Annotated in this window: 20 protein-coding genes; 3 read left to right on the top strand and 17 right to left on the bottom strand. The window is 62.8% G+C overall.

The features are described 5' to 3' along the window. From NF876_RS36585 to NF876_RS36570, 4 genes are all read right to left on the bottom strand, one after another. Positions 1-138 (bottom strand): VOC family protein (locus NF876_RS36585; RefSeq protein ID WP_262272917.1); only part of this gene is annotated, 138 nt, incomplete at its 3' end. Positions 139-179: 41 nt separating this feature from the next. Continuing rightward, the gene (locus tag NF876_RS36580; protein ID WP_262266402.1) at positions 180-1,385 is read right to left on the bottom strand and encodes an MFS transporter; all 1,206 of its coding nucleotides are present in this window, start codon (positions 1,383-1,385) and stop codon (positions 180-182) included. A gap of 637 nt (positions 1,386-2,022) precedes the next feature. Continuing rightward, positions 2,023-3,318: an MFS transporter gene (locus NF876_RS36575; RefSeq protein WP_262266401.1), complete on the bottom strand. Its 1,296-nt coding sequence runs from the start codon at positions 3,316-3,318 to the stop codon at positions 2,023-2,025. Positions 3,319-3,439: 121 nt separating this feature from the next. Further along, on the bottom strand, positions 3,440-4,036 hold the full coding sequence (locus NF876_RS36570; RefSeq protein ID WP_262266400.1) for a TetR/AcrR family transcriptional regulator: 597 nt from the start codon (positions 4,034-4,036) through the stop codon (positions 3,440-3,442). A gap of 78 nt (positions 4,037-4,114) precedes the next feature. Here NF876_RS36570 and NF876_RS36565 point away from each other — a divergent pair, with 78 nt between their 5' ends. Next, a complete protein-coding gene (locus tag NF876_RS36565) occupies positions 4,115-5,305 on the top strand; it encodes an acetyl-CoA C-acyltransferase (RefSeq protein WP_262266399.1) in 1,191 nt (396 codons plus the stop codon). A 54-nt stretch (positions 5,306-5,359) separates the two neighbouring features. Continuing rightward, the gene (locus tag NF876_RS36560; RefSeq protein WP_262266398.1) at positions 5,360-6,190 is read left to right on the top strand and encodes an SDR family NAD(P)-dependent oxidoreductase; all 831 of its coding nucleotides are present in this window, start codon (positions 5,360-5,362) and stop codon (positions 6,188-6,190) included. 264 nt (positions 6,191-6,454) lie between these two features. Here the strand turns inward: NF876_RS36560 and NF876_RS36555 are convergent, their stop codons facing one another. Continuing rightward, positions 6,455-7,816: an IS1182 family transposase gene (locus NF876_RS36555; protein WP_262266397.1), complete on the bottom strand. Its 1,362-nt coding sequence runs from the start codon at positions 7,814-7,816 to the stop codon at positions 6,455-6,457. A gap of 141 nt (positions 7,817-7,957) precedes the next feature. On the opposite strand from NF876_RS36555, the gene NF876_RS36550 reads away from it, so the two are divergent. After that, on the top strand, positions 7,958-8,971 hold the full coding sequence (locus NF876_RS36550; RefSeq protein ID WP_262266396.1) for an IS110 family RNA-guided transposase: 1,014 nt from the start codon (positions 7,958-7,960) through the stop codon (positions 8,969-8,971). 362 nt (positions 8,972-9,333) lie between these two features. Here the strand turns inward: NF876_RS36550 and NF876_RS36545 are convergent, their stop codons facing one another. The 12 genes from NF876_RS36545 to NF876_RS36490 all read right to left on the bottom strand — a co-directional run. Next, on the bottom strand, positions 9,334-10,050 hold the full coding sequence (locus tag NF876_RS36545) for an MIP/aquaporin family protein (RefSeq protein ID WP_262266395.1): 717 nt from the start codon (positions 10,048-10,050) through the stop codon (positions 9,334-9,336). Between the two features lie 82 nt (positions 10,051-10,132). Next, positions 10,133-11,449 carry a family 1 glycosylhydrolase gene (locus tag NF876_RS36540; RefSeq protein WP_262266394.1) on the bottom strand — a complete coding sequence of 439 codons (1,317 nt, stop codon included), beginning with the start codon at positions 11,447-11,449 and terminating at the stop codon, positions 10,133-10,135. A gap of 147 nt (positions 11,450-11,596) precedes the next feature. After that, complete coding sequence (locus tag NF876_RS36535; RefSeq protein ID WP_262266393.1) at positions 11,597-12,379, bottom strand: alpha/beta fold hydrolase; 783 nt, start codon at positions 12,377-12,379, stop codon at positions 11,597-11,599. 691 nt (positions 12,380-13,070) lie between these two features. Then, entirely contained in the window at positions 13,071-13,379 is a 309-nt protein-coding gene (locus NF876_RS36530; RefSeq protein WP_262266392.1) for a UBP-type zinc finger domain-containing protein, read from the bottom strand. Then, entirely contained in the window at positions 13,379-15,064 is a 1,686-nt protein-coding gene (locus NF876_RS36525) for an FAD-dependent oxidoreductase (RefSeq protein WP_262266391.1), read from the bottom strand. Before NF876_RS36525 ends, NF876_RS36530 begins: the two co-directional genes overlap by 1 nt. Before the next feature lie 29 nt (positions 15,065-15,093). Beyond that, positions 15,094-16,587: an alginate export family protein gene (locus tag NF876_RS36520; protein WP_262266390.1), complete on the bottom strand. Its 1,494-nt coding sequence runs from the start codon at positions 16,585-16,587 to the stop codon at positions 15,094-15,096. A gap of 134 nt (positions 16,588-16,721) precedes the next feature. Then, entirely contained in the window at positions 16,722-17,939 is a 1,218-nt protein-coding gene (locus NF876_RS36515; protein WP_262266389.1) for an MFS transporter, read from the bottom strand. Between the two features lie 222 nt (positions 17,940-18,161). After that, positions 18,162-18,887 (bottom strand): alpha/beta fold hydrolase, encoded by a 726-nt coding sequence (locus NF876_RS36510; protein WP_262266388.1) that lies wholly within the window; start codon positions 18,885-18,887, stop codon positions 18,162-18,164. A 46-nt stretch (positions 18,888-18,933) separates the two neighbouring features. Beyond that, positions 18,934-19,770: an alpha/beta fold hydrolase gene (locus tag NF876_RS36505; RefSeq protein ID WP_373371192.1), complete on the bottom strand. Its 837-nt coding sequence runs from the start codon at positions 19,768-19,770 to the stop codon at positions 18,934-18,936. A gap of 157 nt (positions 19,771-19,927) precedes the next feature. Then, entirely contained in the window at positions 19,928-21,562 is a 1,635-nt protein-coding gene (locus NF876_RS36500; protein ID WP_262266386.1) for an MFS transporter, read from the bottom strand. Further along, positions 21,559-21,984, bottom strand: coding sequence for a DoxX family protein (locus tag NF876_RS36495; protein ID WP_262266385.1), 426 nt, complete (start codon positions 21,982-21,984; stop codon positions 21,559-21,561). The genes NF876_RS36500 and NF876_RS36495 overlap by 4 nt, the downstream gene beginning before the upstream one ends. A 12-nt stretch (positions 21,985-21,996) precedes the next feature. Beyond that, a partial coding sequence (locus NF876_RS36490) for an amidohydrolase family protein (protein ID WP_262272916.1) occupies positions 21,997-22,441 on the bottom strand: 445 nt, incomplete at its 5' end.

Genomic DNA, 22,441 nt, shown 5'->3' with positions numbered 1-22,441 from the left:
AACGACAACCCAACGCTTGTCCTGCTCCGGCTGGTATGTGTCTTCGACCAGCGCGAACCCGAGCTTGTTGACATAAAAATCGATGGCCTCATCGTAGTCGCGGACCACGAGGGCAATATGCGCGATGTTCTGCTTCAAACCAATCTCCTGTGTCAGATCCATGTTGCACCATAAGGCTGTCAGCTCGTCTCAGGCATTCTGGGCAGCAGCCGAAGCAAGCCGACGGACAAGGCATGAATCGCGCCGGTCACTAGACCGAGGGCCCACAGACCCTGGTGAACGAAAGGCGCGGCGATGATCGCGCCCAAACTGGTTATGGCCAGGATGAAGAAAACGATCAGAGCCGAGCCGCGAGCGCTGCTGGTGCCGGACGCGACGATCCCGCGATAGAACCCAAGTGGGCCACGAAGTCCCAGACCCACGTTCATCGGCAGGAACAAGGCGGGAAGCAGTGTGCTGTCGTTCCCGCCAGCGAGAGCATAGGCCAGGATCATGATGGCGCTTGCCAGGGCCATGGCGGTCCCGACGAAGATGATACGCTCGGTGCCCCACCGCTCGGCGAAGCGCGACGTCAGATTGGCCGCAGCGATGAAGCCGAGGACGCCGCATACCTGCATGGCAATGAAGTGATCGAGCGTGCCGTCCATGGTCCCGACGATCACGGCCGGGGCGCCGAAGACGAAGACAACCAAGCCGGCCAATGTCATGGCCTGTGACAGTGCATACCGCATGAATATAGGGTCCAGAAGGGGCGCCCCGTAACTGCCCTGCGCACCAGCCGCCTTCGGCTGTTGCGGCAGCCCCAGTACGAAGATCAGCGCTGCCGCGACGATCGCTATAACTCCGACAAGCGCGAACGAGCTTTGCCAACCGAACTTGGCGACGAGAAAGATGCCGAGGATGGGCGCGAGGGCAGGCACGAGGAATTCGACGCTGCCGAGTAAGCCAATGGCACGAACCCCGGCCTTCTCGCTGAAGATCTGCCTGATGATGGTGGGTCCGAAGACAGGTGCGGCCGCCGATGCGGTGCCCTGAACGAAGCGCAGCACGACCAAGGTCCAGATGTCCGGTGAGAGGGCGCAAGCCAGCGATGCGACCGCAAAGACCGAGAGCGAGGATGCAACCAGGGTTCGCAGGGACACGCGATCTGCTAAGGCCCCGAAGAGCAGGAGGCCTACTGCCGTGCCGGCGACGTAGGAGGCCAGCACGAGCTGAGCGGTGGCTTGGGTTGTCACAAAGATCGCTGGCAGCGCCGGCACGGCCGGCAGGATGAGGTCGGTACCTGCCAGGGACAGGACTGCGCAGAGCATCAGCAGAGCGAAGACGACACTACGACGGAAGCCCGTGATGGGACCCTCTCGCCGATCTCGAGGAGATGCAAGCATGATTGAAGGCATCTTTAAGTTCTGGAAGGCCGCTTGTCGCATCGTCTCCGGGCGGGAGAGGACGGCCTGGCCGAGTCCCGCTGCTATCCGGAGACGCACATAGGGCCTGCGCCCGCCGGGCGACCGGCGAACGGAACATTAGCTGCAGCAATGTTCTGCATCAAAGACATTGGGATTAAATACCACGCCCCAGGCGCCGGGACAAGTCGCGTGAGCTTCTTATGCGCGCGGAGCCATCCCGCAAGCAACCGAGTGCGGCGAGGACCGCTTGTTCGAACGCATGACGAGCCGACCAGATCGCGACGGATTTACCTGAGATGAATCTCTGAAAAAGAAAGGTCCGGTAGTGGCACGTTCCGGAAGTACGCCAAACTTCCGCAATGGCGCGACGAGCGGACCTTCATCTGGTCCGCCCAACGTTACACTTTGACCGATGCTGTTGAAAAACTCCCGAGAGTTGTCTCGTCTGTCTATTACCAGCGTCAGCGTGCCAGATCAGGCCCAGCATCCTGTATGCTGACTGCGCGAAAAGCGGCAGTTGCGGCGTTTTTCAACAGCATCGACCCATTCCAGACCTTCCGATTGAGAGTTTTTGGATGGGCCAAGATCGTTTGCCTGCCCCGTGCCTCCCTCAGACCTAGCTTCTTGCTGGGGCAGCCGCGACGGTAGCTTGCTTCTCCGCCCCTGTCGTCAACGTCAGGACAAGCGAGGCTGCGATAAGGCAAAGTCCGCCGGCCGCGAAGAAAGCGGGAAGGTATGTATCAAGGGTCGTGCGGGAGAGACCGCCGCCGAAAGCTGCCGCTGCGGCTCCGAGCTGATGCCCAGCGAAGACCCATCCGAATACGAGGTTAGCGCGCTCACGCCCGAACTTCATCGCCGTCAGCGTCACGGTCGGCGGGACGGTCGCGATCCAGTCGAGGCCGTAGAACACGGCAAAGAGCGACAGGCCATAGAACGAGAAGTCGGTGAAGGGCAGATAAAGCAGGGAGAGACCACGCAGACCATAGTACCAGAAGAGCAGCCACCGATTGTCGTAGCGATCAGAAAGCCAGCCCGATCCCACCGTGCCGAAGAAGTCGAATACGCCCATCATGGCCAGCACGCTCGCGGCTCCGACTGCAGCCAACCCGTAATCAGAGCAAAGTGAGACGAAATGCGTCTGGATCAAACCGTTGGTGCTGGCTCCGCAGATAAAGAATGTGCTGAACAGAACCCAGAATTCGCGGGTTCGCGCCGCATCCCTCAGCGCCGTGATCGGCGAGATGGAGCCCGCGGGGCTAGGTTGAATGGAAGTGCGTTGCTTTTCGCCGTAAGCCACGAGACCAAGATCGGACGGACGGTCGCGCATGAGAGCAAAGACAAGGAGCGCCGCCAGAGCGAGCAATCCGCAGATGAGCGCAACGGCAGGCCGCCAGCCCACCTGTTCCGTAAGACTGGCCAGGATCGGCAGGAACACGAGTTGACCGGTGGCCGAACTGGCAGTGAGCAGGCCAATCACCAGTCCACGCCGCTCCGAGAACCAGCGCGTCGCAACGGTTGCGCCAAGCACCAGGGCCGTCAGGCCTGTGCCGAAGCCTACGACAACGCCCCAGAGCAGAATGAGCTGCCAAATCCGAGTCATGGCGAGCGACAGCAATAGCCCGGCCGCGATGAGAGCAAGAGCGGAAAGAGCCATCCGTCTGACACCGTAGCGGTTCATGAGCGCTGCCGCGAATGGCCCCATCAGACCGAAGAGCAGGAGGCGGATGGCAAATGCGGAAGAGATCTCCGATGTCTTCCACCCGAATTCCTGCTGCAGGGGCAGGATAAGCACGCCAGGTGCGCCGACCGCACCTGCAGTCACGAGCATGGTCAGGAACGTCACAGCAACGACCACCCAGCCGTAATAGATGTTGCGGCGGGCGAACATGGCTGCGATGGGAGATGAGATCATAGGACAGCCCTTTCGTTCTTGACGGAGGCAAAGTGCTCCCGCGGCGAGGACGAGGAACCAACACTGATGATTGAATGGTCGATGTAGGCTGCGCGAACAGGCCAGCCGGTGCTGAAGTCCATCACGTGCACGGACGTGCAAGCCGAAGAGCAGCATCCTGTCCGGATTGCAGGATCGACTCGGAAAGGGCCTTGTCTGTCGTAACGCGCGCGAGCTGGAGCGTTCCGATCAAGAGACCGAAGATCGCATAAGCGGTTTCTCGTGCCTTCTCCTCCGACAAGGAAGAGGGCAGTTCAGAAGCGATGATCGCCACGATCTCGTCCGCCGCGTGGGCCATGACATCGCGAGTCTTGAGGTCGTTGCGGGCGACCTCTTGAGCTAGGGCCGCAATGGAGCAGCCGGCCTCCGGTCGGTCGCGATGCGCTGTTCGCAGGTATCGGCGCACGACGACTTCCAGCCCGTCCTCACCGCGTTCCTTGGCAGCTTGCACTTCCTTGGTCCAAGTCTCACGGCTGCGCGCATGAGCCTCAGTGATGGCTTCGCGAACGAGATCGTCCTTCGACTTAAAGTGAGCATAGAAGCCGCCGTGGGTCAGGCCCGCATCGGCCATGAGACCAGCGACGCCTGTAGCCTCGATGCCCTGAGCCCGGAAACGCGCTGACGCCACGTCCAGCACGCGTTTGCGCGTCTGCGCCCTGTGACCCTTCTCGTAACGCATGCTCATACCTCATATCTGACCGGTCTTTACATTATGGTTATCATATCATATGTCAAGCATCATACAAAGGAGGCGCTTATGCGATCGCACGATCCTGTTGTCATCGTTTCCGCCGCTAGGACCCCGCTTGGGCGCTTCCAAGGAAGCCTGTCCGGAGTGACGGCTCCGGCCCTCGGCAGCCATGTCATCCGCGCCGCGCTGGAGCGCGCCGGTCTTAAACCTGCGAACGTGAGCGAGGTCCTCATGGGTTGTGTGCTGCCGGCCGGACAAGGTCAGGCGCCGGCCCGGCAAGCCGCGCGGAGAGCGGGGCTGCCGGATGCGGTGGGCGCCACGACGGTCAACAAGGTGTGCGGCTCAGGCATGAAGGCGACTATGCTGGCACACGACCTTATCCTCGCCGGATCGGCCGAGATCGTTGTGGCGGGCGGCATGGAGTCGATGTCCAACGCCCCATATTTGCTGACCAAGGCGCGTGGCGGCTACCGGGCCGGTCACGACCGGATCATCGACCACATGATGATGGACGGTCTGGAGGACGCCTATGAGGGCGGCCGGTCCATGGGCGATTTCGGGGAGGCAACGGCCGAGGCGTACCAATTCAGCCGAGCCGAGCAGGATGCTTATGCCATAGAGACACTGACCCGCGCACGGACTGCGGTCGACGAGGGCGCTTTCATCAACGAGATCGTTCCAGTCAGTATTCCAGGAAAGACCGGCGATATGATCATCGACACGGATGAGAACCCGTTGAGAGTCTCACCAGAGAAAATCCCGTCGTTGAGGCCGGCTTTCCGATCGAATGGCACCATCACGGCGGCGAGTTCCTCCGCCAATGCCGATGGGGCCGCAGCCCTCGTACTGACACGTCGCTCAGTGGCTGAACGTGAAGGACTTCCCATCGTTGCGGAGATCCTCGCCCATGCAACGCATTCCCAGGACCCGGCCTGGTTCACCACGGCTCCGATCCCGGCTATTCGAAAGCTTCTCGATAAGGTCGGCTGGAGCATCGGGGACGTCGATCTGTTCGAGATCAACGAGGCTTTTGCTGCTGTTGCTATGGCGGCGCAGCGCGATCTCGGCATTCCGCGCGACATCCTCAACATAAACGGCGGCGCCTGCGCCTTGGGCCATCCCATCGGCGCCACGGGTGCACGGCTCATCGTGACCCTGCTCCATGCGCTGGAGCATCATGGACTGTCGCGCGGTGTTGCCTCGCTCTGCATCGGCGGTGGCGAAGCCACGGCCATTGCTGTCGAGCGCACCGCCTGAACGCGCATCGCGACTCACGTAGTGCGTACTTTCTCTCAACCGAAGGACAGAATAATGACCCAAAATCAAGGAACAGCGCTTATCACCGGCGCTTCGGCAGGAATCGGCGCGGTTTATGCCGACCGCCTCGCACGACGCGGATACGATCTCGTACTCGTTGCACGGGACGAGACGAAGCTAAATGCGCTTGCCTCCCGTCTGCGAGGCGAGACCAGTGCAACGATCGAGGTCCTGCCTGCCGATCTCGCCAATGCAAATGACACCCGTAAGGTAGCGACGCGCCTACAGGCGGACGACATCACCATGCTCGTCAACAACGCTGGCACGGCCATTGCTGGACCCACCATCGACATGGACCCCGAACGTCTCGAGGCGATGATCCAGCTTAACGTGACAGTGGCAACGCGCTTGGCGCAGGCCGTTGCGCCGGGTCTTGCGCAGCGGCGCAGGGGGGACATCGTCAACATCGCCTCAGTAGCCGGCATCCGCGGTGATCAGCCTGCCATTAGTGTCGGCTACAGCGCGACTAAGGCTTATCTTCTCGCCTTCAGTGAGGGCCTCGACAGCGAACTCGCGCCTTATGGCGTGCGAGTGCAGGCTGTACTGCCGGGAGCCACGCGCACGGAGTTGTGGGCGAAGGGCGGAATCGACATCAACACCCTGCCGCAGGAGGTGGTGATGGAGACGGGCGACATGGTCGATGCCGCGCTGGCGGGCCTCGATCAGGGTGAGCGGGTCACGATCCCTGCACTGCCGGACATCGCTGACTGGTTAGCGTTTAAGACCACTCGCGCTGCGCTCGGTCCCAACCTGTCCCATCGCTTGCCGGCCGAGCGCTACGGCGTCGCGAAGTCAGACGAGACACTGCTGTCAAAAGCCTCATAAAGCAATGGAACCGGCCGGCACTATCGTCCGGCCGGTTCACCACCGCGACTACGGAAGCCGCAGAGCAGTTACTCATGGCCGGCGGATTGACGGCCTCTGTCACCTTCAAGGATACCATTGGGAAATCGAGTGGACTGTCAGATCAGGGAATGTCCGTTCATGGCAGATTGCGTTGACAAAGTCGGCATCCAGACGGGCTAGGGCAGCGATGCAGCTTGCCCTGTTGCGGCTAAGACTGTGGCGAGGTGTATCCTTCAGGCCTTTTCAAGCTCCTTGGATCATCTGAGGCCCTGGTGAAGTGACCAGCTTGGCGAGCTTTCTCAGGTTCTGAGCCGTTGCCGCCAGCAGGAACTCATCCTGAGCGCCGCATGGACCCCGTAGCCGCAGACGCCCCATCTTCAGGATCCGCTTGAGATGGGCAAACAGCATCTCGATGCGCTTGCGACCCTGACGCGACCGCTCATAGGCCGGCGTGCCGGCCAGGGCACGGGCGGCCTCCCGGGCATGCTCGTAGATGCTGCGCGGGATCTTGCGCGCCGGCGTGTTGGGACAGCACTGCTCCTTGAGGGGACAGGGGCCACAATCGAACGTGCTGCCTCGGTAGAGGCGCGTCGTGCCCTCGTTCACAACCGTGCCGCTGGTCGTCAGCGTCTTGCCCTCAGTGTAGGTGTCCGTTTCCGGATCATACTTGAAGTCAGATCGCGAGAAGGTGCCATCCTCACGGGTAGACTTGTCGATGACGGGGACATGCGGCTCGATCTTTCGCTCGTCCACGAGCCAATGCAGCATCTCGGCCGAACCATAGGCACTATCCGCCGCCAACCGCTCCGGCTTGAGGCCAAAGCGCTCAGTGGTGCGCTCCAGCATGGTGCGGGCAGCTCCCACCTCGGCCTGACGCACCGCGCGAGAGGCCTCCACATCCACGATCACGGCTGCCTTGAGGTCAATCAGGTAGTTATCGGCATAGGCAAAGAAGGCCGGGCCACGCAGCGCACCGGTCCACTGGGCTGCTGGATCCGAGGGTGAGACGAACTTCGGTTCAACCTCAGTCGCTGCGCCCCAGGCGGCCTCGTCCAAGGTGGCGAGGTACTCGCGCACCGCCCGAGGTGCTGCGGTGTGATCCTGCGCGACCCATTCGGCACCAGGCAGAGAGGGCTGCTTGTTGGCATCAGCCTGGATCAGGCTGGCATCGACCGCAAAGCCTTCACCACCCACCAGCCCCTCGTCCAAGCAGCGCTGCACCACCGCTTCGAACAGGCGACGGAACAGATCGCTCTCGCGAAAGCGCCCGTGCCGGTTCTTGGAGAAGGTGGAGTGGTCGGGTACCTTGCCTTCCAGCCCGAGACGGCAGAACCAGCGGTAGGCCAGGTTGAGGTGCACCTCCTCGCACAGCCGTCGCTCGGAGCGGATGCCGAGGCAGTAGCCGATCAGCAGCATGCGGATCATCAGCTCGGGATCAACGGAGGGTCGGCCGGTGGCACTGTAGTAGCCGGCCAGACGCTGGCGCAGCCCCGAGCAGTCGACGAAGCGGTCGATGCGCCGCAGCAGGTGATCGGAAGGGACGTGATCCTCAAGCCGGAACGCGTAGAACAGGCTCTCCTGCATCACCAGACGCTCGCCCATCATGGCCCGATCCTCCGCTGAAAATGCCCGGTCAGGGAATCACGATCCGCCGCCAATCACGAGGACATTTTCAACATTGGGTAATGGGGCGGCTCTTCCTGGATGCCGATAACATCGGCTGGCCACGTGCACAGGAGAGCAGCCATGAACTACGATGCTGGTTTAGACGTCTCGATGAACGAGACCCACATCTGTGTGGTCGAGCGGGATGGAGGTGTCGTTCTGGAGGCGAAGGCCTCTAGCACCCCAGAAGCGATCGCCGCCGTGCTGGAGACGGCACCCGCCTGCGCGAAGATCGTGTTCGAGACCGGCCGCATGGCGCCCATGCTCTTCCATGGCCTTGCCGCCCTCGGGCTGCCGGTGATCTGCATCGAGAGCCGGCAGGCCTACCAGGCGCTCAAGTCGCTGGCCACTCACAAGACGGACCGCAACGATGCCCGCGGCCTGGCCCATCTCGCCCGAACCGGCTTCTACAAGCCTGTCCACGTCAAATCGCTGCCAGCTCATGCGGTGCGCGCCCTGATTATCACCCGCAAGAAGCTGGTTGGGCAGCGCGTCACGCTGGAGAACCAGATCCGCGGCTTGGCGGTGGCGTTCGGGGTCCGGTTGCCGCGCGGATTGAGCCCCCGCTTTACCGAGCAGGTCATCCAAGCCAGCCAGGGGATTGCAGGCCTGTCCGGGGCCATGCAGGGCCTGCTTGCGGCCCGCAAAGCTGTTCTGGAAGCGGTTGCGACAATTGATCGTGACATGCGGCTACTGGCGCGCTCGTCTCAAGCATGCCAGCGGCTGATGACCATTCCTGGTGTCGGCCAGCTCACGGCGCTTGCCTTTGTCGCCACCATCGACGCGCCGGAACGCTTCCGCCGATCGCGGGATGTGGGAGCCTATCTCGGCTTGGTGCCGCGGCGCTTCCAGTCGGGCGAGATCGACTATGTCGGCAGCATCTCCAAGTGCGGCGACCGGCGGGTGCGGACCCTGTTGTATGAGGCCGCCAACGTAATGCTGACGCGCTACCGCGGCGCTCTGGCCCTCAAGGAGTGGGCGTTGGGGATTGCCCGGCGCTCGACGATGAGGAAGGCCCGTGTGGCGCTCGCCCGCTGGTTGGCGATCATCATGCATGCCATGCTCCGGCACGGCACCACGTTCCACGCCGCCTAGGAGGAGCAGCAGAAGCAGGTCGAGACGAGCTCCCGAGCGGAGCGTTGCCCGAGGGAGGGTGTGGAAGACGACGTCGATTTTGTCGCATGCGGCCTGTGACGAGGGCTGACTGCGGTTTCAACCACGTCGCTCCACTCCATCTGACCCCATCAAGTGCCCTGGAGCACGTAGAGAACGCAGACACCACTTGGGATCGCAAATCGCTCAGGATCGGAGGGCTGCCCCTTGACCCATTAGAGAACGAAATCGGCACGAGGCAGACGAAAGCTGAACTTCCGTAGTCGCAGAGCAAGCTGACGTACAGAAGGTCACGCCCAACGGCTCAGTTTGACCCGGAGCGGACTGTTCCTGCCGGAACGCTGTCAACCTCCGATGGTGAAATGGAACAATCGGGCGACCGTGACGCGGGGAAGACGCACAGCCTCAATGCGTACGAAGCCGGCATACAGGAGAGCTCCCAGCAAAGGCCCGACGATGTAGATCCATGGGTCCATCGAGACTCTGGCGATCAGGGCAGGTCCGAACGACCGAGCCGGATTTGCACTGGCCCCAGAGAGGGGAGCCTCCAGCCACACCAGCACCGAGAGCACGGCAGGCAGGGTCAGCGGCGCGCAGCTACGGGTACGGGGATGGGCCGCCATGGTGAATAGCGCCAGAATGAGCAGAAACGTCACTCCTGTCTCCCCTAGGGTGGCGGCCCAGACGCGAACGTCAGCCCCCGGCTGCGTCGCACCAAACGCCACGCTTCGTCCCATGCGCCCCCAGCCCAGAAGAGGCCAAGCTCCGATAACGCTGCCGGCGAACTGAGCCAAGACGTAAAAGGCGGCATCACGCCACGCCAGCTTTCCCTCCAGCCAGAACGCGACCGTCACGGCAGGATTGATATGCGCGCCGCTGATGCGGCCAATCGGCGAAACAGCGATCAGCGCGCCGACCGAACCAAACAAGCCGCCGGTCAGAAACAGGCGCCAGCCTTCGCTCGGGATCAGCCTTGCCCCCGGACTGCCTTGCCCAAACATGAGGATGACGATTGAAACGCCGACCAGAACAAGCAGGGCCGTACCGATGAACTCTGCCACGTACAGGTCAGGGTGCAACCGCACCGGCGGCAAGGGAAGGCCATGCAGAGGCCTGTCTCCGGCAGGTGGCGAAGTCGGGCATTCAGCCGGCATGATCGGTCATAGTTGGCGACGCAGGGACCGAATGGCTCAGGTTCCGGGCCGCTTCCTGCTGGGAGACTGCATGCGCGCTCTCGAATTGACTCGGCTGAATGATTGGAACGGTAAGACAGACGCTCTGTGTCGGCAGAACCCTGCGCCATCTCTGAATCAAGAGCTGATAGGCTTTGCCGACCGGCCGGATGTTCCTATCCAGATCGTAAAGGCCGAGAGCGTTTACCTGGCCGTTCTCCTCTCGCAGGGCCGTATCCCAGTCAACCTGATCTGTCAGCGAGTACCAGGTGAATCCGACGATCGGAACGCCGCTGTTACGCACCCGCATAACATTCGCCCATTCTTTTCTGAGCCAAGTCACGGCCTCGTCACCATTGGCACCTTGAGCCAAATTCGTCTCCGTGTGCATGACGGGAAGACGATAACGCTCGTAATATTGCCGGGTGATCTCCGCATATCCGAAGATCTCGCCCGCAGCCCATGTGCGCCCGTCGGGAGCGACACGGTGTTCGTTCGTCACGTAGTAATCGTTGCCCATGATGCAGTGCTGGCGCAGGCGATGCGTCATGAAGAACTGGTATTCGTCGCGCGTCATGCCGTTGTCGAGGAGAAACTGGTACATCTCGGAATCGACCCGGCGGCCGTAATTGAGATCCAGCGACAAGAACCGGCGTTCATTCATAATCTCTGCGTGGCTGATCGCATCAGGCTCGTCGGCATGGAAATACTCCGATGACTCGCTCTGTATGAATATCGCGTCAGGGCGGATCTCGAGAATGGCGGCCATCGCCAGAATGTTCGCCTTCACGATGTGCTTGAGCGCTGTCACGAAGGCCGTGTCACTGCTCAACTGCTCGTTCCACCAGCCATAGGCGGCCGAAAAGGTAGCGCAGATGAACATCTCGTTCACAGGAGTGTAGAGTTGTACCCAGGGGAAGCGCTGCGCAAAGGCGCGTGCATAGTCCGCAAACAGCGTCGGGAAATCGGGATTCTGGAAGTTGCCGATCCAGTCCGGAACCCCGAAATGGCAGAGATCCACGATCGGGACGATGTCCATGCTCTTCAATACGCCGAAGGTCAGATCCGGAAAGCTCCAGTCATACCGGCCTTGGCCCAACCAGACGCGGTGGATCGGCGGGCCGTAGCGCAGATAGCGGAGATCGAGTTCCTGAAGGAGTTCGAAATCCCTCCGCCAGTGCTTGTAGTGGCCGCATTTATCCATCTCGTCGACACGCACGGTGCCGTTCTTGATCGTCGGATAACTGTTCTCGATGCCGGTCGCGAACATAAACCAGGGCGCTGCCATGTGGGCCTCCACCAGGGCCCACCAAGTGCCCGTGAGCAAGGCGGTCGGGCCGATTGCCCGGCCTACGCAATTCGATTGGCCTCTGAGGACAGCATAGAGGGCCGACAAGCCGCCGAAGAGATGGGGAGCGTCGGGCGACCCGCTTTCCTATGGCGTACCTCCCATCGTCTCGCCATAGCACCGCTCTTTGACGAAAGTGCGGATATTGTCTGAAACATCTTTCGCGGCCTCGAATGGAAGGAGGTGTCCAGCGCCTATAATCTCGATGCGGGAGGCGTTGGCGAGCCGGGGCATGACCTCGGTTGTGATGACAGCGGGCGCGATGACAGGGTCCTCGCTCCCGCCCATCACCAGAACCGGGCAGGCCACCCGCTCAGCCTGAGCCGTGATGGTCTCGCGACTGCCCTGCGCAAGCCACCAATGCCAGGCCTCAGCCGAGGTCATCAGATTGTCCGCAATGCAGATTTTGGCGTCCTCCGCCGGGATCGGCCGCCGCGTGATCGTGCGGAGAGTTTGCTCCGCCGAGGCTCGGTCGCCATGGGTCGCCAGCAGGCGCGCGCGCTCCTTCTCGTCCATCGGCTCAGGCGAGGGTGGTGAGGGAGCCACCAAGACCACGCCCAGGAGACCCGGAGGTGGATTCGCCGCGCAGGCGAGCGCCAGCTTGCCGCTCATGGAATGGCCGATAAGAACATAAGGGCCAAGGCGACGGCCCGCGATGCGCTGCGCGATCGCTTGAGCGACCGTGTCGACACTGAAGGCAGGCAGCGGCGGCGAGCGGCCGAAGCCGGGAAGGTCGATGCACAGGCACCCGTATTCGCGCGACAAATCCCCGGCCACGTGAACCCAGGACCGTAGGGAGCCGGCGAAATAGTGCAGAAACACCAAGGCCGGCAATCCGGCGCCCTGGTCTTTGTCATTAAGGATTGGCACGCTCATATTCTCACCGTCGGCCGCTCACGCCCTCGTGGCTGCATGTCACGCGCACGGAAGGCGCCTGTTAGCGGCTCCTCCACCTGATTTATGTCGCCCCGGTGCGAGTGCGCCGGCGAGGCATCGCCGCTTGGCCAATGGCTGCTTCACGAAGGCCAAACAGACCTGAACCGTAGCAATGCAACGCTAGCTTCGAAACGGGCGATCTATCGTTTCGAGTGAACCCATCTTAGCAGAAGCCTTCTCTCAGACTTGAAAGAGGCTCGGACCTACCCGGAATTGCCAGGGCGTGCGCCTCCTAAGGTCTGCAAGTGGCACTCCTCTGACCAAAACCTCAGGGCAGCAATTCTCGCGTAAGCAGACGTTCCTCCACGTCAACGAATTTCACTGCCTGACCCGATCCGGACGTTCGGCGGTCGTCTGGTGGGCTTGCGCAGAGCAATTGTCGACGCGAGTTCAGTTCCGCAGAAGTGCTTCTTCTAAAATCAATGATTACGCTGGGATCCGGCACAAACTGGCATGGATTTCGCGCCTTGCTTCATCGATGATAATCTTTCGGAATGCCAACCCAGTTCCGGTCCACCCCTCGCTCAAGGGGTCGAAGGTGATCGGCCCGGGCACCGCCGATGATCCATGACACGGACCTTCCACCCGCGGGTTCACCGCCATGATCAAAGTAGTGAGCTGGCACCTACCAAGAAAAGCGCGAGATTGGACCCCGCTGCGGTGTCTGGTTGGGTAGGTCGACCTCGGTTTCATCAATGTAGCACCATCCCCAGCCTTGGGGTGGATCGTAGCCCTCGATGATGGGGTGGCCGGTCGCCTCGAAATGCCTCGTCGCGTGACGATTGGGCGAGTCGTCGCAACAGCCGACATGGCCGCATGTCCGGCACAGGCGCAGATGCACCCAAGGTGAGCCGCTCTTCAGGCACTCCTCGCACCCGAGTGCGCTCGGTTCGACATCCCGGATGCTCGCGGCGTGGCTGCATCGTAGACTCATCAGGTCATCCTCATCGCTTGAGGAACACTCCGGTGCCGACCGCCCTGCGTCAGGTACGCATGCAAGGCCGCTACGACCTGAGCGCCTTCGCCAACGGCGGCCGCCACCCGCTTGACCGAGCCCGCGCGCACGTCGCCAATGGCGAAGATACCTCTCAGACTGGTTTCCAGCAGATGGCGATCCTGGCCAACGTCGGGGCCGGTGCGGATGAAGCCCTTTCCGTCCAGGGCAATATCACTTCCTGCGAGCCAGTCGGTATTGGGATCGGCACCGATGAACAGGAACAGGTGACGGATCGGACATTTCCCCTCGTCCCCGTGACGATTGCGCCACCGGATAGCTTCGAGGGTCTCTCCTTCACCATCCAGTGCCGTGACCATCGTCTCGGTCAGGATCTTGATGTTGGGCTGGGCCTCGATGCGGTCGATCAGATAGCGGGACATGCTCTCTTCCAGCCCAGCGCCGCGCACAAGAAGCCAGACGGTCTTCACCTGGCTGGCGAGGTAGACGGCCGCTTGCCCGGCCGAGTTGCCGGCTCCCACCAATGCGACTTCCTGGCCGGCGCAAAGCCTCGCCTCAATCGGGGAGGCCCAATAATGAACGCTCGATCCCTCGAACTGCGCCAGGTTGGCCACGGCGAGACGACGGTAGCGGGCGCCGCAGGCCACGATCACCGCGCGCGCTTGCACGGTCTCATCGCCCCCGGTCCTGACATAGTAATGGCTCTCGCCATCCGCGGCGGCGATGCTCAGGCGCTCCGCTTCGTCGGGTATCGCCATCTCCACGCCGAATTTCTGCGCCTGGGTGTAGGCTCGCGCCATCAGCGCCATTCCGGAGATCCCAGTCGGGAATCCGAGGTAGTTCTCAATGCGGGCCGAGGCGCCCGCCTGCCCCCCGAACGCGCGGCAGTCGAGTACGATGACGGACAGACCTTCAGACGCTGCATAGACAGCCGCTGCCAAGCCGGCCGGGCCGGCCCCGATGATGGCAACGTCATGGAGCCTTGTCCCGTCGATCGGTTCCATGAGGCCGATGCAGCGAGCGAGTTCTCGCTCTCCCGGATTGAGCAGGAGTTGTCCGTTCGGGCACAGGACGATCGGCAAGTGGTGGGGATCGACACGGAACCGCTCGACGAGGGTCATGGCGCAGGAATCGGTGTCTGGATCGAGCACGCGGTGCGGGTGGCCACTGCGGGCTAGGAAGCCTTGCAGGCGCAGAAGGTTTCCACTGTCCTGATTCCCAATGATGATGGGACCGCTGCCGCCGCTTTCCAGGAGACCTACGCGACGCAGGATGAGGGCGCGCATGACGCGTTCACCGAGGTTGGCCTCCTGGACCATCAGGTCGCGCAATCGTCGCGAGGGGATGACAAACGCCTCGACAGGTTCAATAGCCTCGGCCGTGACCAGTGAGGGCCGGTCGGAGAGCTGCGCCAGTTCGCCCGCGAAACTGCCGGGACCGTGGATCACGATGGTCTCGGGCTGGTCGCCACTACCCTGGCTGATCTCCACCTGGCCAGATACGATCACGATAAGCCCAGGTCCGACGTCACCGGCCCTGAAGATGCGCTCGCCTAATGCGAAGGCCGTGGCCTCACCGAAGCGGCGTATCCGGTCGATATCGTCCGCCGGCAGGGTGGGAAACATCTGATCGTACCGGGTCGCGTATGTGACAGACTGGGTCATGGCCTCCACCGTTCCACTAAGTATCGGCATCAGAACTTCACCGACGCCTCAAGTCCGACGAAGTGCGTAGTCCTCGATGGACCGGTATCACGGATGAACTGCCCCGGTACAAAGACCGAGTAGGCCAGTTCCGCGTTGAACCAGCGCACAGGTTCCCATCCCAAAACGATGTCGAACTGCGTTCCGATATGGCGGGCGGTGCTATTATCGGACGACCGCACGAGTCCGCCGCCCGTATCGTAGACGCCGTCGCCGAGACTTTCGCGCCAGTAGAATACCGCCGCGCCGGACAGTGTCCATTCATCGTCGAGCTGAAGCGTCAGGCTAGGGTGAAGGTTGATGAGGTTGAACGGGCCGACCAACCCCGTCTCGCCGAAATACTTTCCCTTCGGGAACAGCGGGTTGAACGTCTGGAGGTCCGGATTGGCGGGATTCCTGTCGCCGCTGATGATGTTCGCCCGGAGCCCGAGGCGGGGAGCGAACTGCATCTCCGCGAATGTATACCCCGTGTCGGACGCGATGGACCAGGCTCCAATGTATCCTGGACCGAAGCGGCCGGACTGGAGCATGGCCTCGAAATTCCAGTCCCACCCCTGCACCTTGCCGAAGTAGCGGCTTCCGAACGTATGCCGTTCCTCGCGTCCATTGCCCTGATTGAAGCTCGCATCCGCGTTCCTGTAGCCGATGTAGTATAGGTCGAGGCCAGATCCAGGAATGACCTCATCCATCTTGCGGGTGGCATAGACCGACCAGAGGGAGCGGTTGCGGTCGAAGCGGTCATTGAGGCTGTCGATCCTGTTACGCACGGGCCGGGCGACGAGGCCATCCACGCGCCAGGGTCCGGTTTCGAGCGAGGCCAGTCCTGCATCGAAGGATCGAAGGACATTCGGCCCGTAGCGCAGGCTGATCAGGCGTTCCGAACCATAGGACAGAAGCTGACGCCCGCCGCGCAGCGTCAGTTCGGCATCCTGTGTCGGGAACAACTTGAGGTCTGCAAAACCCTGCAAGAGTTCGATCCCGGTCGCGTCGACACCGGTGACGGGGGTTTCCTTCCCTGTGCTCCACGCTCCGATGCCCTGGCCGAACATGCGCAGGTTGGTTCCGAGATGCAGGTCGGCATAGGGCAGCATCCGGTACCACTGATAATTGTCGACCGGGACTTCGCCCCAATCGAAGTTCCAATAGGCTTCCTCCCGCAGGCGCAGTTCCAGGCCGAGCGTGATGTAATTCGTCCCGGACGCATCGAGCGGGATGTACTTGAACGGCTCCCACCAAGCTCCGGTCCAATTCCTCGGATTCGCCAGATAAGAGTAGTCTTCGTCGTAGCGAGGATTAGTCATGCCTGGTGCGTTGATGGTCTCGCCGGACGGCCTGTCGGTGGTTTGCGCAATAGCCCGGAGTGCGACCGACACGAACACGGCCAGTACGATGGCGTTGGCTGACAGAGGCCGGAGGAGGGACCTGTCCGGACTCTCATCAGGCGACGGCTTTGAGGTCCTGCGACTGTCGACAGCGCCTGTCATCCGGGATGTGCTCCTTCTATCCGGATAGACCTCGTAACCCTACGTCGATGCCGACAGCCCAGGACACCAGCGGCGCCTTGCCTCAGTGATGAGCTGCCAGATGCCGTTGGCCTGGATCGTGTGGAGCGTCTGCATCATGGCCGCGCTCCAGAAGATTCCATGGCTTCGCGTCTCGTGCGGGCCAGGCTCGAGAGTTGCAGTGCAGTGGCCAGCGCGCCGAGGGTGGCCCCCAACCCCACCACTCCGCTCCAACCAAGCTCTTCCCAGGCGACGGTCGACGTGGCGGATCCAATAGCGCCTCCGACGAACATGAAGCTCATCAGGACTGTGTTGAGGCGCGCTTGGGCCTCTGGGCGCAGGGCAAAGACGATGTGCTGGTTCGATACCAAGGCCGACTGCATCGCGAAGTCCAAAATGACGACGCCCACCACGAGGCCGATGAGGGAGGTCCACAGGCCGAACACGAACCAGGATGCAAAGGTGAGCGCAGCGCCCAGCGCAACCACCGGAGCTGGGCCCCGGACATCGGCGAAGCGCCCGGCCAGCGGAGCGGCTAAGATCCCTACGGTACCGACGATACCGAATAGGCCGGCCACGTCGGCACCGAGGCTGAAAGGTGGTCCCTGGAGCCGAAAGGCGAGGATCGTCCAAAAGGCCGTGAATGCGGCAAAGATCAGGGATTGAGTGAGTGCTGCGAGCCGCAAAGCGGGAAACTCGCGCCACAGATGTATGATCGAGCCAAGCAGTCTGTGATAGCCGAGACGCGAAGCTGGTGGAGTGTGCGGCAGAACGGCCATCATCAGCGCCCCGGCCACAAGAACCATGGGTACCCCAAGCCAGAACATGGCTCGCCAGCCGCCATGGGTCGCGACGAAGCCGGCGAGCGTCCGGCTCAGTAGGATCCCGGTCAGGATCCCCGCCAGGATCGTGCCAACGGTGGTACCCTGGCGCTGCGGGGCAGCAAGGTATGCAGCCAGTGGGACGATCTGCTGGGCGACCGTTGATGCGGCGCCGAGGAGCAGGGAGGCCGACAGGAGCGAGGCTGCATTCGGCGCCGCTGCCGCCATGGCCAAAGCACCGGCCAGGACCCCGAACTGGACTACGATCAATCTTTTGCGCTCAAGGATGTCACCGAGAGGCACGAGAAGAAGCAGGCCGATGGCGTAGCCGAGTTGGGTTGCCGTTGGAACCAGCGGTGACAGGGGGCCGGGCAGGTCAGCCTCGATGAGGGCGAGCATGGGCTGGTTGTAGTAGATGTTGGCAACCGCGATCCCGGCGGCGGCGGCCATGATGTAGATGACCGACTGGGCCACGATGGGAGAGTGATGCTCTATCTCTTCAGGTTGCTTCATTGTCCATGCCCTAAGTGTATGGAAGGGTGTTCGGTGAAGAATCCGCTCACTGGCTCTTCCGGTGTGATGAGAGCAGCCTTTCCTTTCGGCTCAGCATTCTCCCGACCCATCAGGATCCATGTCCTTCCGTACCGTCGGATGGAACGGCGATCGCGAACCCTTCAGCGTCATCGAGGCGAAACGGTAGCGGCCGAAGAGCCATATGCGGAGACTAGTCAGCGATTACAAATCTACCGTGGCGAGGCTCTCCCGGACCGGGGTCGCCGCGGCGAGCGCATTGAGGATGACGTCGGCAACCGCCTCCGGCATCGATAACAGCGACATGTGGCTGGCCTTCAGCTCCGTGATCTTCGCTTCCATCCTCGCCGCGAGTTCACGCTGGAGATCGACGCTCACGGCCCGATCCTCGGTCGAGACAACGTACCAATTTGGTCGTGCGGTCCACGCAGCCGAGGTGACCTTCTCCCCGAACGTGGTCTTCGCCAACGGGGCCTGGACGACGGCCAGCACGCGCGCTTCGTCATCCGGCAGGTCTTGGGCGACATCGTGCACGAAACCATCGACGCTCATGCGCAGGAAGTTCGTCCCTTCCTCTCTAATCCGGGACAGTGCCGGCGGGGCGCCATGCACCCCGACTTGGTCGCCGACCGACTCCCCGACCTGAGGCGCGAAGGCCGCGACAAAGACGAGCGCCTTCACCTTGGGATCAACGCCCGCCTGCGTGATCACGGCGCCGCCCCAGCTATGTCCGACAAGGACGACCGATCCCTTGATGGCGTCCAACGCCCGCTGCGTGGCGGCAACGTCCTCGGCGAGCGACGTCGTCGGGTTCTGGACGGCAACGACTGGGATGCCCTTGTTCAGGAGGAAGGGAATGACGCGCTGCCAACTGGACCCATCCGCCCAGGCTCCATGCACCAGGACGACGGTTGGTTCTGAACGATCCATTGGATACTCCTAAGATGAAATGGGTCCGAAGATGGCGGGTTAAGGCTCAGCCTTTCACAAAGGCGAGCAGGTCCGGGTTGATGACATCGGCATGAGTCGTGAGCATTCCATGCGGGAAGCCCTTGTAGACCTTGAGCGTGCCGTTCTTCAGCAGCTTGATCGACTTCAACGCGGCGTCCGCGATCGGGACGATCTGGTCGTCATCACCATGCATGACGAGTGTCGGCACCGAGATGGCCCTGAGATCTTCCGTCTGGTCAGTCTCCGAGAAGGCCTTGATGCCGTCGAAATGGGCCTTGGCCGAGCCAATCATGCCCTGGCGCCACCAGTTCTGGATCACGCCGGGATAGACCTTAGCGCCCTCGCGGTTGAAGCCGTAGAACGGTCCCGTCGCCACGTCGAGGAAGAGTTGGGCCCGGTTGTCCGCGACACCCTTGCGAAAACCGTCGAACACCTCGATCGGCAAGCCTTCCGGATTTCTCTCGGTCTTGAGCATCAGCGGTGGAACGGCGCTCACCAATACCGCCTTAGCGACGCGGCCCGCGGGCTCGCCGTGCTTGGCCACATAGCGGGCAACCTCGCCACCGCCCGTCGAGTGGCCGATGTGAACAACGTTCTTCAGGTCGAGCGCTTCGACAACCGCAAAGGCATCGGCGGCGTAATGATCCATGTCATGGCCTTCGCTGACCTGCGCCGAGCGGCCGTGCCCTCGACGATCATGGGCAACGACGCGATAGCCATGCTGAAGGAAGAACAGCATCTGTGCGTCCCAGTCGTCGGAACTGAGAGGCCAGCCGTGGTGGAACATGATCGGCTGGGCATCCTTCGGACCCCAGTCCTTGTAGAAGATGTCAACGCCGTCCTTGGAGGTGATGAAGCCCATGGTGATTGTTCCTTTCTCTGGGGTGGGTTGGGTGGCCGCCTCCGGCAAGCCCGGGAGGGCGAGGGAGGCGGTGAGGACCGTTACCGCCGCCAACGTGTCGCGGCGGGTCAGGGAGACGGAAGAACGAGGGAGTCCAGACATAGCAAACTCTCCTTGGTCAGGCCGTGATGGGCTTCGCGGGTGGCTTGTCGACGCCGAGGAAGTGCTGGACCAGGGGCTCGTCCGGTCCCTGGTGGAAGCGGCGCGCCTGGGACTGGATGTCGGCGTCGCTCTTCGAGACGCGCCGGTGCTGGCGCAGGTGCTCGGCCCAGGATTCGACGTAAAACCACTCCACCAAGCGTTCGGGCTCCGCCGCGTCCTCGGAGATGCCCCAGGCATAGGCCCCGTCCCGGCGCCGCTCCTCGGCAAGCCGGTACAGGGCAGCGAGGAAGGCCGGACGATCCTGCGGGAGGATCCGGTAGGTGATCATGATCATCACTGGACCGCGATCATGGGCGACAGGCTCAGCGATGGCCGGCTCGGGCCAGTGCAGCGACGGCGTGAGGTCGCTTTCGCCTTTCGGCAGCGGCGCGCGATGGGCCAAAAGCCCGCTCAGTGCCAGAACGGCTCCGGCGACGATCAGGGTCGCATCTGTGCCAATCTCCTGGGCCACAAGGCCCCAGCCCAGGCTTCCGGCCGCCATAGCGCCGTTGAAGGCTGTGAGGTAGATCGCCAAGCCACGGCCCCGGATCCAGTTCGGCAGGATAGCCTGCATGGTTCCGTTGAGGGTGGTCAGCATCGTGATCCAGGCTGTCCCGAGCACGAAGGTCGCGATCAGGCCGACGACTTCGAGGTCCGTGAGCGCGAGGAGGATCGTCGCGCCTGCGGTCACCAGGGTCGCGGCGAGCACCAAGCCATCCTGACCCAGGCATGCCCGGGCGCGGGGCATCACAAGGGCGCCGCAGATCGCTCCGGCTCCAACGCTGCCGAGCAGGAGGCCGTAAAAGCCTGGGCCGCCGCCGATCTCCTGGCGGGCCACGAGTGGGAGCAGCGCCCAGACCGCGCTGGCACAGCCGAAGAACAGAACTGTGCGCCAGAGGATCCGGTGAAGGCTGCGGCTGGCGTGGGCGTAACGCAAGCCCGCCCGCAGCGCTCCGCCGAAATGCTCACGCAGACCAACATCGGCATCGACCTCGCGACGCCACCATAGGAGGGCGGCGCTGACGATCAAATAGGTGAGCACATCAACGCTGTAGACCGCCGCCGCGCCGAGCGCCGCCAGGATGAACCCGCCGAGCGCTGGGCCGATGGAGCGGGCGATGTTGATGCCGAGGGAATTGAGCGCCACGGCTCCCTTGATGTCGGCCTTGGGCACCAGCTCCGGCGTAATCGCCTGCCAGGCCGGAGTTGCCAGCGCAGCCCCGGTGCCACCGAGGAAGGTGAGCAGGACCAGGCTTTCTACCGTGACATTGCCGGTCCAGGCCAGGATGGCGAGGGTGGAGCTGACGAGGCCGAGCCCGACCTGGATCATGATCAGGAAGCGGCGGCGGTCGAGGATGTCCGACAGGACGCCGGCGGGAATGGCGAAGAGAAAGACGGGAAGCGTACCGGCGGCCTGGATCATCGCTACGGCTGTAGGCGAGGCCGACAGGTCCGTCACGAGCCAGGAGGAGGAGACATCGCGCATGAAGGTGCCGATGTTGCCGAGTACGGTGGCTGCCCAGATCACCGCGAACAGGCGGTGGTGCAGCGGTGCGAAGGTACCGGGAGGGGGAGTGGCACCATTGGCCATGGTGGTTGCGGTTCCGCTCATCGGCGCGGTCCTGCGCCGTTGACGAGCAGGGCTGATGCGGCCAGCCCGCCGACGATGGCAACATGCTCGAAGAAGGTGGCGGTCTGGCGTCCGCGATCCAGGCCTTCGAAGGCCCAGAACGGATGCGCTAGGAGCGTCGCGAGGGCCGTGAACGCGGCCAGGATGCCGGCGCCTAACCAGCAGAAGCGGCGCGTCAGGAACAAGACGGAGCCGCCGAGCTGCGTGATGATGATGGACGTAGCAAAGAGAGCGGCCGGTTGCAGCCCGAGGCCTGCGACCTCGCCGGTCGCGCCGCCAAAGTCGACCAGCTTGACGACGCCGCTGATCAGGAACGGCGAAGCCAGTGCAAGCCGGGTGATGAAGTCGGCGCCGGGCGCGGCCAGGACCTGGGCGATAGCGCGGGGAACGGTGACGTCATGCATGGCCCATCTTCCTCAAAAGGCCCAGCAGGAGCAGCCGAGCGCACCCCAGAACGAGCGGGCATCGGCGGTTGGCGCGTTGGAGCCCCAGGCGCTGGCATGCGCGTGGCCATGCACGCTGCAGGAGCTGGCGCAGGCGCAGGCCGCGGCCGCAAAGGCGTATTGGCGTGCCTCGTCATTGCCGGCCCGCTGCTGGTAGCCACCGAACGTGCGGACAGGGGACCAGTCCGGCATCGGGGGTGGCAGAGGCGGCGCGAAATCCTTGAACTCGGCATCGCCGTAGACCGGCCGGCCGCCGAGAAGGGTGAGAACCGACGCGATGTCCTGGATCGCGTCCTCCGGAACGGAGAAGAAATCGTCGGACAGAACCGCCAAGTCCGCCAGCTGGCCCGCCTTGATCTGACCCTTCTTGCCTTCTTCCGTCGAGAACCAGGTGTTGGCTTCGGTCCACAGGCGAAGG

The sequence above is a fragment of the Microvirga yunnanensis genome (assembly GCF_025460875.1).
This window is presented reverse-complemented; position numbering and strand designations above follow the sequence as displayed.

What these genes read in the sequence shown, in the direction of transcription:
- NF876_RS36580 (WP_262266402.1), bottom strand. Translation starts at nt 1,385, where the DNA reads ATGCTTGCATCTCCTCGAGATCGGCGAGAGGGTCCCATCACGGGCTTC.
- NF876_RS36575 (WP_262266401.1), bottom strand. Translation starts at nt 3,318, where the DNA reads ATGATCTCATCTCCCATCGCAGCCATGTTCGCCCGCCGCAACATCTAT.
- NF876_RS36570 (WP_262266400.1), bottom strand. Translation starts at nt 4,036, where the DNA reads ATGCGTTACGAGAAGGGTCACAGGGCGCAGACGCGCAAACGCGTGCTG.
- NF876_RS36565 (WP_262266399.1), top strand. Translation starts at nt 4,115, where the DNA reads ATGCGATCGCACGATCCTGTTGTCATCGTTTCCGCCGCTAGGACCCCG.
- NF876_RS36560 (WP_262266398.1), top strand. Translation starts at nt 5,360, where the DNA reads ATGACCCAAAATCAAGGAACAGCGCTTATCACCGGCGCTTCGGCAGGA.
- NF876_RS36555 (WP_262266397.1), bottom strand. Translation starts at nt 7,816, where the DNA reads ATGATGGGCGAGCGTCTGGTGATGCAGGAGAGCCTGTTCTACGCGTTC.
- NF876_RS36550 (WP_262266396.1), top strand. Translation starts at nt 7,958, where the DNA reads ATGAACTACGATGCTGGTTTAGACGTCTCGATGAACGAGACCCACATC.
- NF876_RS36540 (WP_262266394.1), bottom strand. Translation starts at nt 11,449, where the DNA reads ATGGCAGCGCCCTGGTTTATGTTCGCGACCGGCATCGAGAACAGTTAT.
- NF876_RS36530 (WP_262266392.1), bottom strand. Translation starts at nt 13,379, where the DNA reads ATGAGTCTACGATGCAGCCACGCCGCGAGCATCCGGGATGTCGAACCG.
- NF876_RS36525 (WP_262266391.1), bottom strand. Translation starts at nt 15,064, where the DNA reads ATGACCCAGTCTGTCACATACGCGACCCGGTACGATCAGATGTTTCCC.
- NF876_RS36520 (WP_262266390.1), bottom strand. Translation starts at nt 16,587, where the DNA reads ATGACAGGCGCTGTCGACAGTCGCAGGACCTCAAAGCCGTCGCCTGAT.
- NF876_RS36515 (WP_262266389.1), bottom strand. Translation starts at nt 17,939, where the DNA reads ATGAAGCAACCTGAAGAGATAGAGCATCACTCTCCCATCGTGGCCCAG.
- NF876_RS36510 (WP_262266388.1), bottom strand. Translation starts at nt 18,887, where the DNA reads ATGGATCGTTCAGAACCAACCGTCGTCCTGGTGCATGGAGCCTGGGCG.
- NF876_RS36505 (WP_373371192.1), bottom strand. Translation starts at nt 19,770, where the DNA reads ATGGGCTTCATCACCTCCAAGGACGGCGTTGACATCTTCTACAAGGAC.
- NF876_RS36500 (WP_262266386.1), bottom strand. Translation starts at nt 21,562, where the DNA reads ATGAGCGGAACCGCAACCACCATGGCCAATGGTGCCACTCCCCCTCCC.
- NF876_RS36495 (WP_262266385.1), bottom strand. Translation starts at nt 21,984, where the DNA reads ATGCATGACGTCACCGTTCCCCGCGCTATCGCCCAGGTCCTGGCCGCG.